The 19091-nt window shown below is 49.1% G+C and carries 17 protein-coding genes; 7 read left to right on the top strand and 10 right to left on the bottom strand.

The features are described from left to right. The first annotated feature begins 77 nt into the window (after positions 1 to 77). The gene (locus AWQ24_RS06705; RefSeq protein ID WP_065716340.1) at positions 78 to 2780 is read left to right on the top strand and encodes a CBS domain-containing protein; all 2703 of its coding nucleotides are present in this window, start codon (positions 78 to 80) and stop codon (positions 2778 to 2780) included. On the opposite strand, the gene AWQ24_RS06700 is transcribed toward AWQ24_RS06705, so the two are convergent. The 4 genes from AWQ24_RS06700 to AWQ24_RS06685 form a co-directional block, all read right to left on the bottom strand. Next, positions 2781 to 3257: a cupin domain-containing protein gene (locus AWQ24_RS06700; RefSeq protein WP_065716339.1), complete on the bottom strand. Its 477-nt coding sequence runs from the start codon at positions 3255 to 3257 to the stop codon at positions 2781 to 2783. 84 nt (positions 3258 to 3341) lie between these two features. Further along, a complete protein-coding gene (locus tag AWQ24_RS06695) occupies positions 3342 to 3722 on the bottom strand; it encodes a HEPN domain-containing protein (RefSeq protein ID WP_083993504.1) in 381 nt (126 codons plus the stop codon). Continuing rightward, positions 3719 to 4042 carry a nucleotidyltransferase domain-containing protein gene (locus AWQ24_RS06690; RefSeq protein WP_065716337.1) on the bottom strand — a complete coding sequence of 108 codons (324 nt, stop codon included), beginning with the start codon at positions 4040 to 4042 and terminating at the stop codon, positions 3719 to 3721. Before AWQ24_RS06690 ends, AWQ24_RS06695 begins: the two co-directional genes overlap by 4 nt. A gap of 99 nt (positions 4043 to 4141) precedes the next feature. Beyond that, positions 4142 to 5872, bottom strand: coding sequence for a diflavin flavoprotein (locus AWQ24_RS06685; protein WP_065716336.1), 1731 nt, complete (start codon positions 5870 to 5872; stop codon positions 4142 to 4144). 118 nt (positions 5873 to 5990) lie between these two features. Here AWQ24_RS06685 and AWQ24_RS06680 point away from each other — a divergent pair, with 118 nt between their 5' ends. The 4 genes from AWQ24_RS06680 (at position 5991) to AWQ24_RS06665 (ending at position 9001) form a co-directional block, all read left to right on the top strand. Further along, on the top strand, positions 5991 to 7130 hold the full coding sequence (locus AWQ24_RS06680) for a chromate transporter (protein ID WP_065716335.1): 1140 nt from the start codon (positions 5991 to 5993) through the stop codon (positions 7128 to 7130). Between the two features lie 65 nt (positions 7131 to 7195). Then, a complete protein-coding gene (gene ureA / locus AWQ24_RS06675; protein WP_012306939.1) occupies positions 7196 to 7498 on the top strand; it encodes an urease subunit gamma in 303 nt (100 codons plus the stop codon). Positions 7499 to 7683: 185 nt separating this feature from the next. Further along, on the top strand, positions 7684 to 8304 hold the full coding sequence (locus AWQ24_RS06670) for a MotA/TolQ/ExbB proton channel family protein (RefSeq protein ID WP_303396470.1): 621 nt from the start codon (positions 7684 to 7686) through the stop codon (positions 8302 to 8304). Continuing rightward, positions 8294 to 9001, top strand: coding sequence for a biopolymer transporter ExbD (locus tag AWQ24_RS06665; RefSeq protein WP_065716334.1), 708 nt, complete (start codon positions 8294 to 8296; stop codon positions 8999 to 9001). The genes AWQ24_RS06670 and AWQ24_RS06665 overlap by 11 nt, the downstream gene beginning before the upstream one ends. On the opposite strand, the gene tmk is transcribed toward AWQ24_RS06665, so the two are convergent. The 6 genes from tmk to AWQ24_RS06635 all read right to left on the bottom strand — a co-directional run bounded on the left by tmk (position 8955) and on the right by AWQ24_RS06635 (position 15923). After that, entirely contained in the window at positions 8955 to 9614 is a 660-nt protein-coding gene (tmk, locus tag AWQ24_RS06660) for a dTMP kinase (protein WP_065716333.1), read from the bottom strand. The two genes, AWQ24_RS06665 and tmk, sit on opposite strands and share 47 nt — an antisense overlap. Beyond that, positions 9614 to 10831, bottom strand: coding sequence for an FAD-dependent oxidoreductase (locus tag AWQ24_RS06655; RefSeq protein WP_065716332.1), 1218 nt, complete (start codon positions 10829 to 10831; stop codon positions 9614 to 9616). The genes tmk and AWQ24_RS06655 overlap by 1 nt, the downstream gene beginning before the upstream one ends. Positions 10832 to 10888: 57 nt before the next feature. Continuing rightward, positions 10889 to 13117, bottom strand: coding sequence for a molybdopterin oxidoreductase family protein (locus tag AWQ24_RS06650; RefSeq protein ID WP_065716331.1), 2229 nt, complete (start codon positions 13115 to 13117; stop codon positions 10889 to 10891). 207 nt (positions 13118 to 13324) lie between these two features. Continuing rightward, complete coding sequence (locus AWQ24_RS06645) at positions 13325 to 14929, bottom strand: MFS transporter (RefSeq protein WP_065716330.1); 1605 nt, start codon at positions 14927 to 14929, stop codon at positions 13325 to 13327. Positions 14930 to 15255: 326 nt separating this feature from the next. Further along, positions 15256 to 15729, bottom strand: a complete 474-nt coding sequence (gene psb28, locus AWQ24_RS06640) for a photosystem II reaction center protein Psb28 (protein WP_065716329.1) — start codon at positions 15727 to 15729, stop codon at positions 15256 to 15258. Positions 15730 to 15803: 74 nt separating this feature from the next. Then, a complete protein-coding gene (locus tag AWQ24_RS06635) occupies positions 15804 to 15923 on the bottom strand; it encodes a PetM family cytochrome b6-f complex subunit 7 (RefSeq protein ID WP_012306931.1) in 120 nt (39 codons plus the stop codon). Positions 15924 to 16130: 207 nt separating this feature from the next. Between AWQ24_RS06635 and dcd the strand changes: the two genes are divergently transcribed. Further along, on the top strand, positions 16131 to 16727 hold the full coding sequence (gene dcd, locus AWQ24_RS06630; RefSeq protein WP_062433702.1) for a dCTP deaminase: 597 nt from the start codon (positions 16131 to 16133) through the stop codon (positions 16725 to 16727). Positions 16728 to 16860: 133 nt separating this feature from the next. Beyond that, the gene (gene thyX / locus AWQ24_RS16700; RefSeq protein WP_065716328.1) at positions 16861 to 18915 is read left to right on the top strand and encodes an FAD-dependent thymidylate synthase; all 2055 of its coding nucleotides are present in this window, start codon (positions 16861 to 16863) and stop codon (positions 18913 to 18915) included. Positions 18916 to 19091 lie beyond the last annotated feature (176 nt).

Genomic DNA, 19091 nt, shown 5'->3' with positions numbered 1-19091 from the left:
TAAGTAAGAAACATGACTCATAATGTTATTTTAATCACAGTATAGCCTACCCAAAATATTCCTTTCCCTGCAATTTTATGGATGTTATTCTCTGTCACCAAACCGTTGATTTTGATGCCCTGGGGGCGGCGATCGGCTTGGCTTATCTGCGGGTTGGGGCGCGGGTGGTGCTGACTGGCGGGGCACATCCAGGGGTGAAACGGTTTCTGGCACTGTATCGGGGGGAATTTCCATTTATTGAGATGCGCTCAGTCCATCCGGAGCAGTTGCGGACGATTATGGTGGTGGACAATCAGCAGCGACAACGGCTGGGTAAGGCCCAGGAATGGCTAGATCGACCCCAGGTGAAGCAGATCGAAGTTTATGATCATCACCTTGATCAGGAGCGAGACATTCCGGCGACCTACGTGGAAATTGAAGACGTGGGGGCGACAACGACGATCATTGCCGAAAAATTGCAGGCGCGGGGGGTAGAACTCGATCCCTATACGGCGACGGTGATGGCCTTGGGGATTCATGTGGATACCGGGTCACTCACCTTTGACCAAACAACGGTACGGGATGCCCAGGCTTTGACGTGGCTAATGGGTCAGGGTGCCATGGTGAAAATTATTGCGGAGTATGCCGAACCCGGTTTTTCGCCCCAGGTGCAACATTTGTTTTCGGAGGCGATCGCCAACCTGGAGCGGGAAAATGTTGATGGCCATCGGGTAGCGCGAGTCTTGTTAAAAACAGCGAATTTTGTGCCGGGACTATCGAATCTCGTCGAGCAGATGATGCAGATGACGGATCTCGATGCGCTGTTACTGGGTCATTTTTATCATCAGACCGATGCGGAAGGGAAAATGGTGATCATTGGGCGATCGCGAATTGTAGGGACGAGCCTCAATCGACTGTTTACGCCCTATGGTGGTGGTGGTCATGATCAAGCCGCGTCCCTAAGCTTGCGCCTCAACAAACCAGAGGCAATGTTACACAAAATTTATGCCGAATTCATTGCCCAGGTGCCCCCTGCCCTGACAGCGCGGGATTTAATGACAGCGCCAGTGCGTACGATTTTGCCCCAAACTTCCATCGAGGAAGCCCAGCGGGTGTTGTTTCGCTACGGCCATTCCGGGTTAGTGGTGGTGGATGATCAGCAACAACTGGTTGGGGTCATTTCGCGGCGGGATCTAGATTTGGCGATTCACCATGGCTTTCACCATGCCCCCGTTAAGGGTTATATGAGTCGAGAGGTGCGCACAATCCAGCCAGACACGACCATGCGCGACATTGAAACGATTATGGTGACGGACGATGTGGGGCGATTACCAGTGATCGAGGGTGATCAACTTTTGGGCATTGTGACGCGGACGGATGTTTTGCGACAACATCACCAGGACGAGCAGCTTCTTGATCTGTTACCCACTCCCAAGGATGACAAAAATCGCTATCCTTTGCGGGAAATTTTTGCGGAACGGCTGGCCCCTTCCCTGTGGCAGTTATTGCAGGGGGTGGCAACGGAAGCCGAAAAACGGGGCTGGCACTTGTACCTCGTCGGTGGGGCGGTGCGGGATGTGTTGCTATCGGATTCCGATGAAGAATTACTGCTCCAGGATATTGATTTGGTGGTGGATGGCTTCCATACGGCGGCGGATGTGGGGGCTGGGGTAACTTTGGCAAATTACATTTGCGATCGCCAACCGAACGCGCGGTTATCGGTGCACGGGGAATTCCAAACGGCGGCGATTTTGTGGCATAAAGATCCGGTGTTGGGTTCCCTGTGGCTGGACATTGCCACGGCCCGAACGGAATTTTATCCCTATCCAGCGGCGAATCCGGAGGTGGAGGCGAGTTCGATTCGACAGGATTTGTATCGGCGCGATTTTTCGATCAATGCCCTCTGTTTGCGCCTGACGGAACCCCGGTCGGGGGAATTGCTCGATTTTTTCGGGGGGCTTTGGGATCTCAAAAAACGCCAAATTCGGGTGCTCCATGCCAACAGTTTCATCGAAGACCCGACGCGCATCTATCGGGCGGTGCGGTTTGCGGTGCGGTTAAATTTTCAGCTAGAAGTGCAGACGGAGGAATATATTCGCTATGCGATCGCTTCTGGCATTTACGACAAATTGCACCACGAAAAACCCCAGGCCCCAGCACTCACGACGCGATTACGGGCAGAATTAAAATATCTTTTAACGGCAAAATATTGGAAGCCCGCATTGCAATTGTTGGACGATCTGGGCGCGTTGAAATGCATCCATAAAAATCTGGCTTTAACAGATGCGGTTTGGTGGCAAATTCGCTGTGTGGATCGTTGGCTGCGCTATCATGACCCCGATTATGAATTAGAACATTGGCGTCTTCGCCTGGAAGCTTTGTTGTTAAATTTGACCACAGCAGAACGCTTAAAAGTGGGCGATCGCCTCCAGTTACCGAAGGATAGTTTGCAACGGTTAGAGACAATTTCCCAGCATGAAGCGCAAATTTTGCCCAAACTTTTCCAGGCCACAAAGCTGAGTGAAAAAGTCTTTGCCCTTAAGCATTTATCCTTGCCAGAAATTATCTTGCTAGCCGCCATCAGCCCGAAAAAAATGCGTCACGGTTTATGGCATTATCTCCGTCGCTGGCAATTTATCCAAGCACCCCTTAATGGTTTTGATTTAAAAGAATTAGGCTATAAACCAGGGCCACAATTTCGCGATATTTTGTCAAATCTTCTCAAACAAACCCTCGACCAAAACATTGGCGATCGCCCCTCTGCTTTAGCTTATTTAGAAATCCACTATCCTCTCAATTAACTATTCTTCCATGAGGATTGCTTTCGGTTCCCCGATGGTCAACAAGGAAGTGGCGAGCAAAATAACTGGGTCAGGGGTTTCATTTTGGCCAAAATGTACCATTCCCTCGGATTCTGTTACCGCATCCCCAGGTTTGAGGAGGGTTTTTTGTCCCGCAGTTAAGGTTTCTTTTGTGCCATCCGTGCGGGTAATAAGCGCTGTTCCTTCGATCACTGCATAGGTCAACAAGCCAAATTCCACCCGGGCGATTTGCAAACCAGGATGGATGTGGGGTGGCAGGGTCGCAAAGGGGGGAATTTCATAACGCACCAACTCCAAAATTTGATTGGGGGCCGCTTCCGGCAACCCTTCAGCTAGAACAGTGCGAGTGACGGTTTGGGTATATTGATTTTTGGATTCTGATTCAGCTAGAGCCGCTGGGAAGACAGAAAAACAGCTACAGAGCAGGAATGAAGAAAGAAAATAATGGGGTTTCACAGCGAACGGAACTCACTTTTGTTAAAAGACGATAGTTGCAGTGTAAAAGTCTCTTTGGCGATCACTTTCTAGGCAACATAATTCTTAAAATTCTTTGAAATAATCCCTAGCAAAAGTAAGAAATTTTGTAGCATTTTCAATTTGTTGATTCGCTTGGTATGCAGAAATTGCCTGGAACTTTCCATAGTCACCTGTCTGTCGAAGAGACTGGGCATCAATAAGAAAACGATGAAATTCCCGTGGCACTTTACCTAATTTAGCAAAATCCCGACCAAAAGCAGAAATCACAGCAGCATGACTCGAAAAAGTTTTTGCTTCTCCTTCTAAAAAAGCTTCGGCTAAGTAAAATATTGTGTAGTAAGCTCGCGAAACCGAATAATCAAAGTATTGATTGTCTCGTAATAATTTGGTTGCTTCTAAACTTTCAGTTGCCTTACTCATTAAGTTTTGCTGCTGGCAATTCACAAATAAATACCTTCTCGCTGAATATTCCGAATTAGAGCACTCCGATGTTTTTCAAAATATTCATTGTCCATAAAAATGCGGTTGATTAAAATGTCATATTCCAAGCAGATATCAGCAATTATAACGCTGGTTTTTTCTAATTCTTGATCCAAATCAAAATTGTGTTTTAAAACAATGGCAATGTCAATGTCTGAGTCTTCTTTTGCCGTATTTTTCGCCTGTGACCCGAATAGGATTAAGTCTTTGAGTTCTGGCCCATAGATTCTTTTGAGAGAGTCTCGCAGTCGTTCAAGAATAGCACTAAGAGCGGGATGAACCATGGCGATCGCCTGCAATGTTTACTGTTTTATTTTAATCCAAGAAAAAAAGGAGTAATCAAAAACGAATACTCCCCTGTAAAAGTTAGAAATTCAAGTTAGTTAGTAATAATTACCCACTTTGCGGTGGTGAACAGCAGTTAAACCATCGGGGTTGGAGACGCGACCCGCAGCGACTTTGCTATACACAATCCAGTGATCACTACATTCCATCCGACTGACCACTTCGCATTCGAGGTAGGCCAGGGCATCATTCAAAATCGGGGAACCATTTTTCGCGGTTTGCACTTTTACCCCTTCAAAGCGGTCTGCGCCGGGGGGAAAACGCTTGAGGAAATGTTTCATCAAAGGTTGGTATTTCCCTTCCTCGAGGATATTCAACACAAAGCGATCGCCTACTTGCATTAGGGATTCAATCGCTCGGTCTTTTGCTACGGCTACCGTAAAACCGGGGGGGGCAAAACTGGCTTGGGTCACCCAGGAGGCGACCATCGCCCCTTTCATGTCGCCTTTCTGGGCGGTGATGATGTACAGGCCGCCACTGATGCGTCCCATCGCTTTATCGAGTTCAGTATCGATATTTTTCCGTTGTTTGAGCTTTTCTTTTTGGGTAAGCAATTGGCCGAGGTCAGTACCAGATTCTTCACAGAGCTGATAAAGACCTTCGCTGGGTTCATCCTTGACGCGGATCGAATCAAAAGCTTTGGTCAGGCCAGCATCCCGGAAGCGCATCAGCAACGGATCAATGGGTTCGTCGTTGCCGCCGTAGGATTCAAATAGTCCCACAACTTGTTTGTCCTTTGAGGCGGCGAGAATGGTGCCCACGGCTTTACTCAATTCGGCGTTGTAGGCGCTGTCGATGGGGGGCATGCCAATCACTAGCCCTGCGGCGCGACCAACGATTTCGTGGACATCCTGGGGATCTGCGACTTTGAGATCGACCATTTCTACGGCAACCCCGGCTTTGGTAATCCCCTTGGCGATCGCCTGGGAAATACGGTCACTGTAGCCATAATCAGAGACGTAAAATACCGCCGCCATTTTATCGCCCTTGGTTTGGGCCTCACTCCACTGGCGATACCACTCCATCATTTCCTTGGTGTTGTGCTTCAGCAGCGGGCCATGGCCATTGGCAACTAAAGTGATTTCCCCGTCGAGCTTGTCCACCCGTTTCATTGCACTCAGTACCGAGCGGGCGTTGGGAGCCATCAAACATTCGTAATAAAAGCGGTAATCCGGTGTGATCGCCTGGAGATCTTCGTCGTAGGTGGCATCAGAACAATAGTGCATCCCGAAGGCATCGCAGGTAAACAGAATTTCGCTTGCCGGATCGTAGGTAAAAATCGTGTCGGGCCAGTGGAGGTTCGGTGCACTGACAAATTCAAGGTTGTGACCGTTGCCTAAATCGAGGCGATCGCCACTTTTTACTTCGATAAATTCAAAGGGATCATGGACTAAATCCTTAAGGAACTTAATCGCAATTTTTGCGCCGACCACCACTGCTTGGGGGGCAATTTTCAAAACATCTTTAACGAGGCCACTGTGATCTGGTTCCGTATGGCTAATGATCAGGTAATCAATGGTTTTCGGGTCAATTTCGCCAGTGAGCGCATCGAGGTATCGCTGCCGAAACTTCGCGTGGGAGGTATCCACGAGGGCAACTTTTTCGCCCCGGATGATGTAGGAATTGTAGGTGGTGCCATTTTGCAAACCGAATTCAATGTCAAAGCGATCGCGGTCCCAGTCCAGTGAACGAATCGTTGTGGTGTTGTTGTTAACCTTTTCTGTCTGGATCGTTAACCGCTTTTCGGTTTTAATTGGCGTAGCAACCATAGGTAACCCTCCTACACTTTGATGCAATAGTCATCTTTCACTTATTGTGGCACGAATTTATTAGGGGTTGTGGCCTAGGCAGAGGGGGAAATGATTAAACATTTCGATAACATTCATCATGGCGCAATGGTCTGAACTGCAGGAGATTTCTCGATTATTTTTGCGATTAGGTTTTACGGCGTTTGGCGGCCCTGTGGCTCACATTGCAATGATGCATGACGAGGTGGTAAAAAAACGCCACTGGCTTACGGAACAGGAATTTCTCGACATTCTCGGCGCAACAAATTTAATTCCTGGCCCCAATTCCACGGAAATGGCAATCCACCTCAGTTTTAAGCGCGCCGGTTGGTGGGGTTTGCTCATGGGGGGCCTTAGTTTTACGGCTCCGGCGGTGGGTTTAATGCTGCTCTGTGCGATCGCCTATCAGCAGTTTGGCACAACACCCCAGGGGACATGGCTGCTCTATGGGGTCAAACCAGTGGCGATCGCCATTATTGCCCAGGCCCTATGGAAGCTTGGGAAAAAGGCAATTAAAGATAGATTTGGGATCGGCTTAGCGGTATTTAATGTGGTGCTATCCCTGGTCGGTCTCCATGAACTGTGGTTGTTGTTTCTGAGTGGCTTCATTGGCCTAGGGAAAAAACTAGGGGGCCAATGGCTAAAAACAAAACAAACCCGTAGCATTGTTCCCGCTCCGTTTCTGTTGCTATTAAATGGCACCCCTACAAATTTCAGTTTGGGCTGGCTTTTTTTAATGTTTCTCAAGGTGGGGGCGGTGCTCTATGGCAGTGGTTACGTCCTCGTGGCTTTTTTGCGGGCAGATTTTGTGGAGCGCCTCGGTTGGCTGACGGATCAACAGCTTCTTGATGCGATCGCCATCGGTCAAATCACCCCAGGGCCTTTATCTTCGACGGCGACGTTTATCGGCTATTTGCTCGGCGGAGTACCGGGGGCCGGGGTTGCCACCTTGGGGATGTTTTTGCCTTCTTTTTTATTTGTGGCGATTCTCAATCCAATTTTGCCGAAACTGCTCCAGGCCAAATCATTCCGGGCCTTTCTCGATGGGGTGAATATTGGTGCGCTGAGTCTCATGACCGTTGTCACCGTGTTTCTGGCGCAATCTTCTTTAGTTGATCCTCTGACCATTGGGGTGGCGATCGCCACTTTATTTCTCTTGATCAAATACAAAATCAATTCTCTCTGGCTGGTCTTGGGTGGAATGGCGATCGGGTTACTGTCTCCTTTTTTGCCAAGCTAGTGGGTTTGAATTTAGAGGAGTCAAGGTAGACTAAAATCACATTCATCTGCGTATCAGTCCAAACCATGCAACTCTCGCCCCAGGAAAAAGACAAGCTGCTCATTTTCACGGCCTTTTTAGTGGCGGAACGCCGGAAAAATAAAGGACTCAAGCTCAACTATCCTGAAGCGGTGGCCTACATTTCAGGCTTAATCCTGGAAGGGGCAAGGGAAGGTAAACTTGTCGCCGAACTGATGAGCGAAGGACAGACTTGGCTGACCCGTGATGATGTCATGGCCGGGGTCGCCGAAATGGTGGATGAAGTACAGGTAGAAGCGACTTTTCCCGACGGGACAAAACTGGTAACGATCCACAATCCGATCCAATAATCAAAAAATCCAGAAACTTCCCTAAAAATTTCTGCCCTCCAACAGACGAATAAAACACCATTAAAAACCTTAGAATTGGAGCAGTCTTTTTTTTGGTGTGACCGGAGTGAGGTGCCTCGGTGAATGTTCTAGATATCCTAAACCGTGGGGGGCCAGCGATGTGGCCCTTAGTACTCTTGTCGATTATGGCTCTGAGTACGATTATTGAGCGGCTGTGGTTTTGGTGGAAAGTGATCCAACAAAGCCAGCGGGTCCAGGACAAAATTTTGGATGCTGCCCATTACCAATGGCAAGCGGTGAGCGAAATTGCCCGCACCTGCCAAAAACATCCCCTTGGTCGCTTCCTCTATGCTCCTTTGAAGCAACAGGCCACCGACCCAGAAATTTTCCACTTGGCCCTCGAAGCGGCGGCAGACGAAGAATTGGCGAATATGCGTCGCGGTGAAAAGGTCTTAGAAGCAGTCATTGCCCTCTCGCCTTTGTTGGGACTACTGGGAACTGTTTTGGGCTTAATCAACTCCTTAGGATCAATCCAATTGAGTGATTTAGGTACAGATTCGACCACGGGGGTGACCTTGGGGATCAGTGAGTCGCTCTTTTCGACGGCGATGGGTTTGATCGTCGCGATTGTGGCCCTAGCTTTTTACCGTTTGTTCCAAGCGCTTTCGAGCAATCAGGTGCGCCTTTTCCGTCAAGCGGGCAGTGAACTAGAAATGCTCTATCGCCAAAATTATCTCGAAGGATTACCTGCTTCTGTTGACAATGTAGATGCAATGCTCATTGAAGGAGACCAAAATGAAGCGTGAGCCAATTAAGCCAGAAACTTTGGGTTTAAGGCCGTTCCAACTCTGGCAAGAAAATTCTGCGCCGGATCTGCGCATCGAAATTATTCCGCTGATCGATGTGATTTTTTGTGTGCTGACCTTTTTTATCCTGGCGGCAGTGAATTTATCGCGACAGCAAGCGATTAACTTAAATTTACCTGTGGCGGAGAGCGCAACGACCCAAATGCCCGATATGGTCATTGTAAGTTTGACGGACTTTGGGCAAATCTACGTGGAAAAACAACTGATTGAGACCCAGGCTCAATTTTCACAAATTGTTGAGGATTATTTAGGGCGCAATCCTAATGGTGTCGTTGTGCTCAATGCGTCGGAAAAGCGGCCCTATCAGGAAGTGATTCAGGTTTTAGATTGGCTCAAATCCATTGGTGGCGAACGGGTCGCCTTGGGAACAGGCGCAGGCACCCAGGGAGAGCAAGCCCTCGATTCTTTCTTTGAGGGTCAACAAACTCCGGGCTTGAATCCCAGCTCGCCGACGATTCCCCAGGTGCCGGGAGTCAATCCGAATAATGATTTTCAGCTTGAGCCCCTCGATAGTGGCACGCCGCTACCGCCGCCCAATGGGAATGGGTTTGATTTGGAGTTGCAGCCCCTAGAGGAGTTCGGGACGCCACCTAGTCCGACCCAGATTCAGGAGCAGTTACAAAATAATCAGCAATAGTTTGGAGAATTTGCTGGTGGATGGTTTCAGGGGGTTGGGTAGCATCGAGTTGTTGCCAATTCCCTGGATAGGTTTGAAAAATTTGTTGGTAGTTTTGGCGCACTTGGGTAAGTTTGGCTTTGGTTTCGTAGATTTCTTGGTGCGATCGCCTTTGGACGCGCTCTAGGGCCACCTCCACGGGAAGATCGCAATAAAACACCAGATCGGGATTGGGAAAATCTTGGTTGAGACGGTAAATAAATTCGTATTCGGCGGCATTGTTGGCGTTGTAGGCGAGGGAAGAAAAATAATAGCGGGTCGTAATCACCTGGATACCAGCGGTGAGTTGTTTGAAGACGCCGTCAATTTCGTTGTAAAGGTGATCATGGCGATCGCCAGCGAAGAGATAGGCCAGTTGCCGATTTAGTTGGGTTGGATCGGTGGTAAAGCGCAGCCGTTGCCGTAGAGTTTCCCGAACGAGGTTGCCGATAATGCCGTTGGAGGGTTCAGGGCTAAGGACGGCGGGGATATTTTGTCGCTGAAAATGTTGGTACAAAAGCTCGGCTTGGGTAGAGCTACCGGAACCGTCAATCCCTTCAAAAACGATAAATTTTGCTTGGGTTTCACGCTGCATCACCACACCATCTCCGCCAAAAGGCCCGCATTTTCTAGGAGATTGTCCCACGTCTGGAAAGGTTTTTTAGTTTGAATCAAATCACGGCAATGGTAAATCAATTTGCCGGAGCGATCGCCGAGGATGGTGGCCCCCAACAGTTGATCTTGGCCATCGAGCCACAATTTAAGCGTTAAGTCTTGGGGAAATTGCAGTTGATCAACGCGATCGATCATCAGAGTTTTACTCAGGATTTTCGCGTCGGGGGGCAGATTTTGACCTTGGGCACCCACATGATCAAAAGGTAGCGGTTCAAACAAACGATAGGGAACTTCAGCGTAGACACAGGGCATTTTCCGGCGCTGGGCCATATTGTTCACGAGGGTTGTCGCTTCGGCGATCGCCAATTCCGGCAAAGCATAACCGCCAAGCACTGGCCCGACCCCATAAATATTGCTGCGGGGCGTTCTAAGCTCAGGATCAACCCGTAGCCACATCTGGGGCGGCTGACAAAAATCGGGGGGCAAATTCAGTTGCGTCGTTAAACCCCGGCGCTCTTTGGCCCAAATGACGGCCTTATTTTCCTGGTTAAAAAGGTCTGGGATGATCCCAAACTGGAGCGTTACCCCCGCCACTTCGAGGCAAGTCTGTAACCGTTGGACGCAGTCTGGATCCTCCGTGGGCAGTAGGCTTTTTTCGCTGCTTAACGTGACCGTTTTTCCCAATTTTGCGAGGCAGTAGGCAAGGGTAAGGCAATGGGGATCGTGACCGACAAGGACAATTTTTTCTGGCAGGGTGCGCCAAATTTCTGGATTTAAGAGGTCAGTGGGGCTTAAAAAACCATCCTGGGGAGGGGTAACCCAAGTGGTGCCTGTGGCGATCGCATAATATTTGCTTTGGAGGCGACGGGTTGCGGTGACAAAATAGGTGTTGGGTTTCCAGACAAAACTGCCCATTTCTGAAATTACATCAACGCCCGCTTCTGCCAGATGTGCCAAGGGTTCATAGAAATCATCAGAGGCGATCGCCCCCTTAACCCAAGCGAAAATATCCATTGGTTGGGGCTGTTCGGCCAGGTGTAGCAAGGTTTTTTCGAGGGCGAGTACCTGTTGATCCTGGAGTGGCTGCCCTGTTTGCTGCACTAAAGCAACTTTTTTGCCAGAGGCGATCGCTCGTTTTGCCGTTGCGATGCCGGCCCCCGTTGCCCCAATCACCACCAAGTCGTAGTCCATTGCCATACCAACCCCAATTGCTCACGTTCAAAAGGGATATCATAACCCAGGTTTCGGATCGTCCTAAAGCTGCTGCAATACAGGCTCGGCTGTCGCTTTTTCCTGGGGAATAGGGCCGGTGATTTTTTGCACATTCACGGCACAGGCTTTTAATTCCGGCTGCAATGAATCGGGACAGGCTTCGGCATGGCTCAGGGCATTGGCTTCGGTATCTTCTCCCCACAAAGCGCCCCAGTGCATCGGCGCAAAAACGGTGCCAGGGGTAATATTTTTCGTGATCAGCGCTGGAAATCGGGCCGTACCGCGCGGCGATCGCACTTCCACCATTTCCCCGTCGGTAATGCTGAGACGGTCTGCATCGCGGGGGTGAATTTCCAGGAAAGGATTTGGGTGCATTTTTTGGATTTTTTTGATTCGTCCCGTGCGGGTCATCGTATGCCAATGGCCATAAAGTCGTCCAATGGTCAGCACAAAAGGATAGTCGGTGTTTGGCGGCTCTGCCAGACCCCGGGAGTGGTACGCCGCAAATCTGGCCCGGCCATCGGGGGTATGGAACCGTCGGTCGGTGTAAAGCCGTTTGCCCTTGAGGGGTTCGTCCTGGTGGAATAATTTTTGCAATAAACCCCGGTTGTCAGCTGTTGTTTCTGGATCGCTCTTGGTCTCATTGGCGGGACAGGGCCATTGGATCGGGCCTTCGGTGGCCAAACGTTGGTGACTTAGCCCCGTCATATCACAGGGGCGATCGCCTGTGAGCTGTACAAATTCGGCGTAAACCTCTGCCGAGGATACCGCCCGGAACTGTTGCTGAAATCCAAGGCGGCGTCCTACCTCGGCGAAAATCTCCCAATCAGCCCAGGCTTCACCGGGGCGATCGCGGAACTGGGGACAATAGGTCACAACTCGCTCCGAATTGGTCATTGCGCCTGTTTTCTCGCCCCACTGCAACGCTGGCAAGAGGAGATGGGCGTAGTTAGATGTTTCCGTGGGGTAATAGGCATCCTGGCAAATGGTGAAAGGGGATTTTAACAATGCGGCCTTGGTGCGCTCCAAGTCGGGCATACTCACCGCTGGATTCGTCGCCACCACCCACAGCAAACCCACTGTCCCCATATCTAGCCCCTCGATCATCGCCCAAGCATCTTTTCCGGGCAGTGGAGAAATGGTTCCTGGGGGTAATTGCCAGGCTTTTTCTAAGGTGGCGCGGTGCTCTGGATTTTTGACGAGGCGATATCCCGGCAGTAAATGGGCCAGTCCTCCCGCTTCTCTGCCCCCCATGGCATTGGGTTGACCCGTGAGAGAAAAAGGCCCGGCCCCCGGCTTGCCAATTTCCCCGGTCATTAGGTGCAAATTAATTAGGGTGCGTACCTTGGCTGTGCCCTCGGCGGATTGGTTCATCCCCATCGACCAAAGAGATAAAACATTGTCCGCATTGGCCCAATATTTTGCGGCTTGTTCGAGGTGATCAATGCGAATCCCACAGCGTCGGGCCACCGTTTCGGGAGTATAGCTCTGGATGAGCATCGCATATTTAGAAAAGCCCTTGGTACATTCATCGATGAAGAGGGTATCGATTTTGCCCCATTTCAGTAATAGATGCGCAATGCCGTTGAGTAAATCAATATCAGTGCCGGGTTTGATCGCCAGGTGAAGATCGGCCACTTCGGCGGTTTTGGTGCGGCGGGGATCAACGACAATTAACTTTGCTTTAGAGCGTTTATGGTGTTCGCGTAGGCGATTAAACACAATCGGGTGACATTCGGCGGTATTGCTGCCGATGATAAAGGCGCAATCGGTTAATTCTAGGTCTTCGTAGCAAGGGGGCGGCCCATCGGCCCCAAAGCTCTGGATATAGCCCGCCACGGCAGAGGACATACAAAGGCGGGAGTTGGCATCGAAATTGTTAGTGCCGAGGCAGCCCTTGAGGAGTTTTTGGGCGGTGTAATAGTCTTCGGTTTGGAGTTGTCCGGAGCCATACATGGCAATGCCTTCAACGCCGAGGGTTGCCTTTACCGTTTTGATCTGTTCCACAATTAGCTCAAAGGCGTCATCCCAACTGATGCGCTGGAATTGATCCTGTAGCGATCGCCGATACATGGGGTAGAGTAAACGGTCTTGATCGAGGGATTCGGCAATGGTCGCGCCCTTAACACAGACTTTACCGAGGCTGGATGGATGTTGGCGATCGCCCATGACTTTGAGGGTGGGTTGTTCATTTTTGATCACCTCAGAAACTTCGAGGCCACAACCAACACCACAATAGGGACAAAGGGTTTTCGTTTTGCGTTGATCCATTGCTAAACCGCTAACTTTAAGACTTCAATAATAGAGTTAAAAAATGCCAGAAAATTAAATGGCATTCATTAAGGAAAAAATCCCCTGGGGCGATGATCAAGAGAGACTTACCATGGCCCCAAAGCGCGTAATAGAAAAAACCTGTAAAACGCCATTACTTGCCATGACTTTTGTTTTACAGGTTGTGCCTAAACTAATCTCAAAAACCTAATAGGTTGCTTCTTCCTCAACGGGAGGAGTCGCTGTCATTTCCGTTTCGCCTTCATGGAACTCAGCAAAGGAACCCTTGGGTTCTTTGAGGAAAAAGGCACAGAGGAAACCGACGATCAAGCCTGTGATTCCAAGCACTTGGAAGAAACCGGCGTTGACCGTGGCCATCACGGGTTCGCCCCCATTGGCCCCTGCCGAAGCTTCGGTAAGCAACAATAGCACTGTCAAATAGGCCACTGCTCCCACATTGCCGTAGGCGCCAACGTTTCCAGCAATTTGTCCGGTAATGCGTCGTTTGACGAGGGGAACAATCGCAAAAGTTGACCCCTCTGCGGCTTGCACAAAGAAGGAACAGGCCATCGTTAACAAAACGGCGATCGCCAAGGGCCAAGTTCCCGCCACCGAACTCATCAGGAGATAACCAATCCCCATACCCACCGTGAGGACGACCATTGTCCATTTTCGGCTGCCCATCTTATCGGAGATCAAGCCTCCCCCTGGGCGAGACATCAAGTTCATAAACGCATAGCTAGAAGCAATAATCCCCGCCGTTGCCTTGTCTAAACTAAAGGTGCCTTCAAAGAAAGCCGGCAACATGGTCACCACCGCAAGCTCAGAACCGAAATTCACAATATAGGTCAGTTCTAAAATGGCCACTTGGCTAAAGTCATAGCGATCTTCCGGGGCATAGCGTTTTTTCCCGGTCATTAAGTCCTTATTCACAGTCCAGCAGTTGTAGGTCTGGAACAGGTAGAGACCCACTAGCGCCAGGATGGCGATCGCAAAGCCAGTGCCATTTAAAAAATTCACCTTTTGCAAACGCCAAGCCAGCACCATCAAAATCAAGGTCAAAGGCAAATTCATAGCCAACAGGAACCAGAAATCCTTTTTGGTTGTGACTTCCATGCCCCGGGCACTCTTCGGGCGGTGGTACGTTTTCCCAGGGGGGGTATCACTCACGCTGAAGTAATACAACATCCCATACAAAGCCGCGATAATCCCTGTACCGGCGATCGCCGCCCGCCAATTCAAAATAGCCGTATTAAATTCCGGGAAAAAGAGAATCTTAAAACTTTCCGGCTGGCCGAAATTAAACGCACCGGGGAGGAAGGCCAAAATGATCCCAAAAATCACCATGGTAAAGGCCGAAAATGCCGAGCCAAAGTTACCCCAGCCCCCATAAATGCCTTCTGCCGTACCCACATCTTTGGGGGGAAACCATTCTGCGACCATCCGAATCCCGATCACAAAGCCAGCCCCAACAATCCCCATTAAGAGGCGTCCTAATACCAGTTGATTAAAGCTCTGGGCTGTCGCGAAAATCAAACAAGGAACCGCAGCGTAGATCAACAATAATGAGTAGGTTAACCGGGGGCCGTATTTATCTAACAGCATGCCGATAATGATCCGTGCGGGCACCGTCAAAGCAACATTACACAACCCGATTGTGCCTAGTTGAGCATTGTCTAAGCCAAAGTCCTGGGCGATGGTGGTTGCGAAAGGTGGAAAATTAAACCACACCACGAACGACAGGAAAAAAGCAAACCAGGTCATGTGCAGGATCTTATACCTGCCATTAAATGACCACATTTCTCCAAGCATTGTTTACCATCCTAAAAAGAGTATTCTCAAGCTGCAGGTCAGACTGTCAATTTTCGACCTTATGGGAGTTCGAACTAATCAATTAATTATGAATATCAAGAAAATAAACGAGGGAATTATTCTTTCCCATTGTGAGGAGACCAATATTATTTGATTCCGACAATTGTTTATTTTCCTGCTGATAGTTCGAATGGCCTAAAAATCTCTCGCCACCGCAAGAAGTTGTGATAAAGAATCACATTCTTTCTTCGCTAAATTCGTAACCGCTGATACTCTTTATGGGGATCGATGCGCTTTTGGGATGATAAGGGGCTTAATCCTGCATCCTAAGCTTCTGAATCTGTTTCTGATGCTAATGGAGATGGTTCATCGGACGTTTCAGCACTTTCACCATAGGCAAAACCATGTTCATCGGCGTAGCGGTGCATGAAACGCATGAATCTTTCCCAGTGGTCAGCATTGTCAATTTCAAAGCGACAAATGACGCCCCGCAGTTCGTCTCCTTCTTCACCACCAAAGACGATGCGGCAACTGGAGGGGGTAACGGCGATGTCTCCTTCTTCGTCGATCAGTCGAACAATGCCATTAGAACCAGCGGTAAAGCTCTGGAAACGGTCGAGGGCATTGAGTTGGGCAAAGGTCATGGAGACAGATTTAACGCCCGTTTTAGGGTTGCGCTGCAGGCTAACGTTGCTGAGTTCTTCGCTGATGCCGTTGAAAAATTCGATCCGTGGTGTTGGGTCTTGCGGCGGGGGAGGGGCGGCTGGTTCGGTTTGCTTATTTTTAAAGAAGTTAAACATGATTGTGGGGGGGCGATCGCCAGTGAGGGAGGGATATAAGGCTATACCCCTATCCTAACAATCGTGTGTTGAACCTATTCGGCTTTGCCTGCTTTATTTTGGATTTTGAGGATCAAAAATCCCCAAGCTACACCAAAGAGGACTGCGGTGATGGCAATGATAAAGCCGTTGAACATCATGCTTTCTGCGCTCATGGAAATACTCCTTATGTCTGGTTGTAATGGGTTGATTTTAAAGCGATTTGGCCACAAACGGTATTTTAAAGCAGGGAGTGTTTTTTTGCGGTTGGGGAATTCCGGGGGCGCGGTTGGGATATTCCAGGGGCGATCGCCTGGCCGTAGGCCTATAAATTTGTAAGCAGTTGTGGGAATATATAATGTCTAATTTTTGCCGTAGGGAACATGCTGAAAAACGATATTTGGATCCTCGAACAAGCCCAACAGGGGATGATTTCTCCCTTTGAAGCCTCACTGATCCGCAAGATCCAACTGTCCCCCCAGCAAACTGTACCGGCCCTCAGCTACGGCCTGTCTAGCTATGGCTATGATATTCGCCTCAGCCCCGAAGAATTTCTCATTTTCCGCCACATCCCTGGCACCGTTGTAAACCCCAAAGCCTTCAGCCCGGAAAACCTTGAACGGGTTGACCTCAAGCGCGATGAATACGGTGACTACTTTATTATTCCGGCTAATTCCTATGGTTTGGGCGTGTCCCTCGAAAAAATTCAGATGCCCCCCAATGTCACCGCGATCTGTCTTGGTAAGTCCACCTATGCCCGTGTCGGTCTGATCGCCAATACAACTCCCCTAGAGGCTTCCTGGTGCGGTGCAATCACCCTTGAATTTAGCAATGCCTCTAGTACCGACTGCCGTATCTATGCTAACGAAGGGGTTGTGCAACTACTTTTCTTTGAAGGTGATCCTTGCAATACCACCTATTCTGATCGGGGGGGCAAATACCAAAACCAAGCCGGAAAAGTCACTTTGCCCAGGGTCTAGATAGATTCTGAATGTGTTTGGCGATCGCCCCAATTTTTATTACAACCCCCATGGACATCGCTTATTTTTGTCTATGGTGAAATCAAATCTTTTCTTTCCCTACATCTCCATTTGCTCCTGAGTTTGAATTGTCATGGATAAATTTCGCGTTGAAGTGCTCCGCTCTACCCCCAACCCCCAGCAAACTATCTGGAGTGCCATGCACCAGGACTACTGCGAGGAATTTGTGTGGGAACAACAGAGTAATTTTCCAGACGAACAAAAAGCAGGGGAGTTAATTGTCAAACATCTTTTGGCGGGTGGTCGCGGTCACTATGGCCCCCTGGAACATCCTCAGATTGTTTTTAATGTGGGCTATTTTCCCCACTCGATGATGCAGCAAATCCGGACTCATCGCGTGGGCGTCTCCTTTGATGTACAGTGCCTCGCCGGAGATACAGAAATCACCTTTGTCCAAGCCTCTGGATCTCTCCGCAAAATTAAAATTAGCGATCTCCATGACCTCTGGCACAACGGAGAAAAAGCCATACGGGAACGCAAAATTCGTGGTCGCAAAGGTGAACAACCAGGCTTTTACCGCCGCGACTGTAAAACTCGCTTGCGAAAAATGTCATTAAGGGTGCTGAATGAGGACACTGGTAATTTTGAAATTGGCCATCTCCAAGATGTAATGAGTAGCGGTGAGCAGCCCGTTTATCGCCTGACCTTAGCCGATGGAAAAACCCTTGACTGCACCGTTAATCATCGTCTCTACACGACCCAAGGCTGGCAACGTATGGGCGAAGCCCTGGGTTTAATGACCGATGAAGATCATCAAGTCCTAGCAGTGACAAAAACCTGTGAAGTCATGACCAACGGCGTTGTCCGTCCCGATGCTCTCTACAGTCAGCAATCTTGGTTAGCCGCACAGGCAAAACAAGGGTTAACAGCTCAGCAAATTGCTATTATTTGTGACTGCTCCCCAGACGTGATTCGCCATTGGGCCAAGAAATTTCAATTAAAACTTCCTGCGGGTCATCGGCGAGGGCTAAAAACAGTTGTCGGTAATGGCTGTTATCGCAGTTGTGCTTGGCTACAACAGCAACATGAACGAGGGTTACATGTCGATGAAATTGCTGCTTTAGCGAATTGCTCTATCGAATCTGTGAAAAAGTGGAGCTACCATCATGGCCTCCAACTCAATAAACGCTCCCCTGGAACCAAACAACCTTGGAATAAAGGTTTAACGGGTTATCGTCTTACATTGTCTGAGACAGCTATGGAAACACGGCGACGGAATGCGCAACATTTCACCAAACGTGGTGCAGATTCTCACTTTTGGAGAGGCGGCACTGCCACAGAGCGGCAACAGATTGGGGCCTGGACACGACAAATTGCTCCACAAGTCCATGCAAAATTCGACTATATTTGTCAGTCTTGTGGCCAACAAGGTAAACAATTACATGCCCATCATCTCGTACCCGTTTTTGCGGATAAATCCCTTGCCTACGAATTTGAGAATTTAGTTTCTCTTTGTCAGACTTGCCATCAATCTCTACATCAAAATCACCTGGAAGAGGATTTTGCCAGACGATTTCACCCCATCCGAAAACCTGAAATGTGGGCGGCAAAACCTAAATCTAAGGGTCGTCGTTTAAAAGCGCATCCGGTGAAGGTGGTTGCCGTGGAATATCTTGGGATCCAGCCCACCTACGATCTGGAAGTACAAGGGCCTTGGCATAATTTTGTGGCGAATGGTGTTGTTGTGCACAATTCTTTCCGCTATACAGGACAGCGGATTATTGACGTAGCAGAAGGCAAGCGGGACGTAGAAGAGGTCTTTTACCTACGGCCTGTGGGTAAGTATGACAATCGTCAAGGGAAAAAATATTTTTACTCAGAAGAACAACGCCAGGCGGATAAGGAATGGTGTCTGGCTGCCTGCGATCGCTATCGGCAACGAATTGAAGAAGGCTTGGCAGAGGAGCACGCTCGGAGTTTGATTCCTTTTGATGCGCGGCAACACTTTGTTATGAGTTGCAATGTGCGATCGCTGATGCATTTGTTAGATTTGCGTTGGAAAAAAGACGCCCAACTAGAAGCCCAACAACTTTGCGAATTATTATTTGTTCACTTTGAAACTTGGTGTCCAGAAATTGCAGCTTGGTACCATAAGAATCGCGCCCAAAAAGCACGCTTGTCGCCTTAAGATTTTCTTTAGATTTTTGAGGCTGAGTGCCGATAAATTTACGCAAAAGTTAACATTGCTTGGTAATCTGTAATGTTCTTTCTAAATAGATCGAGTGGATGAAACCTTTGAAAATCAAAGAATAAGGCTGATTATCCATAAATTTTGATTGTCATGACCGGGGAATTTTGTGAAAA

It is taken from the genome of Picosynechococcus sp. PCC 8807, from assembly GCF_001693295.1.
GTDB lineage: Bacteria > Cyanobacteriota > Cyanobacteriia > Cyanobacteriales > MRBY01 > MRBY01.
Note: the sequence above shows the minus strand (reverse complement) of the source record. Positions and strands in the feature narration are given on the sequence as shown.

Excerpts from the sequence above, each read along its gene's own strand:
- AWQ24_RS06635 (WP_012306931.1), bottom strand. The coding sequence starts at position 15,923 with ATGAGCGCAGAAAGCATGATGTTCAACGGCTTTATCATTGCCATCACC.
- AWQ24_RS06650 (WP_065716331.1), bottom strand. The coding sequence starts at position 13,117 with ATGGATCAACGCAAAACGAAAACCCTTTGTCCCTATTGTGGTGTTGGT.
- AWQ24_RS06670 (WP_303396470.1), top strand. The coding sequence starts at position 7,684 with ATGGCTCTGAGTACGATTATTGAGCGGCTGTGGTTTTGGTGGAAAGTG.
- thyX (WP_065716328.1), top strand. The coding sequence starts at position 16,861 with ATGGATAAATTTCGCGTTGAAGTGCTCCGCTCTACCCCCAACCCCCAG.
- AWQ24_RS06655 (WP_065716332.1), bottom strand. The coding sequence starts at position 10,831 with ATGGCAATGGACTACGACTTGGTGGTGATTGGGGCAACGGGGGCCGGC.
- dcd (WP_062433702.1), top strand. The coding sequence starts at position 16,131 with ATGCTGAAAAACGATATTTGGATCCTCGAACAAGCCCAACAGGGGATG.
- AWQ24_RS06705 (WP_065716340.1), top strand. The coding sequence starts at position 78 with ATGGATGTTATTCTCTGTCACCAAACCGTTGATTTTGATGCCCTGGGG.
- psb28 (WP_065716329.1), bottom strand. The coding sequence starts at position 15,729 with ATGTTTAACTTCTTTAAAAATAAGCAAACCGAACCAGCCGCCCCTCCC.
- tmk (WP_065716333.1), bottom strand. The coding sequence starts at position 9,614 with ATGCAGCGTGAAACCCAAGCAAAATTTATCGTTTTTGAAGGGATTGAC.
- AWQ24_RS06690 (WP_065716337.1), bottom strand. The coding sequence starts at position 4,042 with ATGGTTCATCCCGCTCTTAGTGCTATTCTTGAACGACTGCGAGACTCT.
- AWQ24_RS06680 (WP_065716335.1), top strand. The coding sequence starts at position 5,991 with ATGGCGCAATGGTCTGAACTGCAGGAGATTTCTCGATTATTTTTGCGA.
- AWQ24_RS06665 (WP_065716334.1), top strand. The coding sequence starts at position 8,294 with ATGAAGCGTGAGCCAATTAAGCCAGAAACTTTGGGTTTAAGGCCGTTC.
- AWQ24_RS06685 (WP_065716336.1), bottom strand. The coding sequence starts at position 5,872 with ATGGTTGCTACGCCAATTAAAACCGAAAAGCGGTTAACGATCCAGACA.
- ureA (WP_012306939.1), top strand. The coding sequence starts at position 7,196 with ATGCAACTCTCGCCCCAGGAAAAAGACAAGCTGCTCATTTTCACGGCC.
- AWQ24_RS06645 (WP_065716330.1), bottom strand. The coding sequence starts at position 14,929 with ATGCTTGGAGAAATGTGGTCATTTAATGGCAGGTATAAGATCCTGCAC.